This window comes from Novosphingobium umbonatum (assembly GCF_004005905.1).
Taxonomy (GTDB): domain Bacteria; phylum Pseudomonadota; class Alphaproteobacteria; order Sphingomonadales; family Sphingomonadaceae; genus Novosphingobium; species Novosphingobium umbonatum.
The window spans coordinates 1-1,293 of the sequence record NZ_SACO01000042.1 but is presented as its reverse complement, the minus strand read 5'-3'; the positions used below and the strand labels follow the sequence as shown (position 1 = coordinate 1,293).

At 64.0% G+C, this 1,293-nt stretch carries 1 protein-coding gene; it reads right to left on the bottom strand.

Features of this window, described 5'->3' with window-relative positions; all coding sequences use genetic code 11:
* Window positions 1-136: 136 nt before the first annotated feature.
* Window positions 137-1,219 carry an IS5 family transposase gene (locus EOE18_RS18180; RefSeq protein WP_127712166.1) on the bottom strand — a complete coding sequence of 361 codons (1,083 nt, stop codon included), beginning with the start codon at window positions 1,217-1,219 and terminating at the stop codon, window positions 137-139.
* Window positions 1,220-1,293: the final 74 nt, after the last annotated feature.

The following is a 1,293-nucleotide window of genomic DNA, read 5'->3' as shown; positions in this document are numbered from 1 at the left end:
CTGGACACCTCGAAGAACCGTGTAAATTTGGCGTGGCAAGTGCGCGAGGGGTTGTCGGCGGCGCAGGGAATGCCGTTTTGCGGGGTTGAGCGGACGATTATTGGTCGGTCGGGCGGCCTTTCGGGCCGGATCGGTGTCAAGCGGGCGCAGTTCGCCCTTCAAGCCAAGCGAGGCGCTGGAAGTTGTAGGCAAGGTTGGCCATGCCGATCTTGATGGTGGCGCGGTCGATGCCAATGGTGCGCACGACGAGCCCCATGCGGTGCTTCTGGCCTGCGAAGACATGCTCGACGTGGGCGCGGATCTTGGAGCGCCGGGTGTTGGCCCTGGCGATCCGCTCGGGCATCGGACGCTTTGGCTTGCGCCGCTGGTGGATATGGCTGGTGAACATGCCACTTTCGAGGAAGGCCTCGTTCTTCTTCGACCGATAGGCCGTATCCGCCCAGACGCCCGAACCGGTGTTGCCCTTGCTGATCAGGTCTGGCAGCCGCGCCCCGTCATGGGCGTTGGCGGCGCTGGCGCCCCAGGTGCGGATCAGGCCGTGGGCCCGGTCGATACCGATGTGATTTTTATAGCCGAACATCGGGATGGCCAGATCGACAGGCTTCGCTGCCTTGGGATCGGCGCCCTCGCGGACCTTGGCCTTGCTGTACTTGATCGACCAGCGCGCATCGCTGTCCTTTTGTCGCGCCTTCGCCGGCTTCCACTCCTCGGGCACGCGCCCTTCCTTGATCGCGGCCTTCTCGGCCTCGGTGTTGCGCTGCTTGGGCGCCGGCACCACCGTGGCGTCGATGATCTGCCCGCCCATCGCGAGATAGCCTCGGTCCTTCAACGCGGCGTCGAAGCGGGCGAAGAGCTTGTCGATCGCCTTGGCCTGCACCAGGCGCTCGCGGAACAACCACACCGTCGTCGCATCGGGCACGGTGCCGTCGAGGCCGAGGCCCAGGAACCGCTGAAACGACAAGCGGTCCTTGATCTGGAACTCGGCGGCCTCGTCGGACAGCGAATAGAGCGCCTGAAGTACCAGGATCTTGAACATCAGCACCGAGTCAAACGGTGGCCTGCCGCCCTTGCCGCGAACGCTGCGGCGAAGCGCTGCAACCAACGGTCCGCGAAATACCTCGAAGTCCACCACCGCCGCCAATCGCTCCAGCGGATCGCCCGCCGCGCTCAGCGCCTCGTACCGGTCAGATAGGTCAAAGAAACTGGGCTGTCCTGCCATCGTCGCCTCCACCGCATCGTCAGCGATATGAATCAAATCTGCCACTCAAAAGCCAGAGTTTTTCGAGGTGTCCA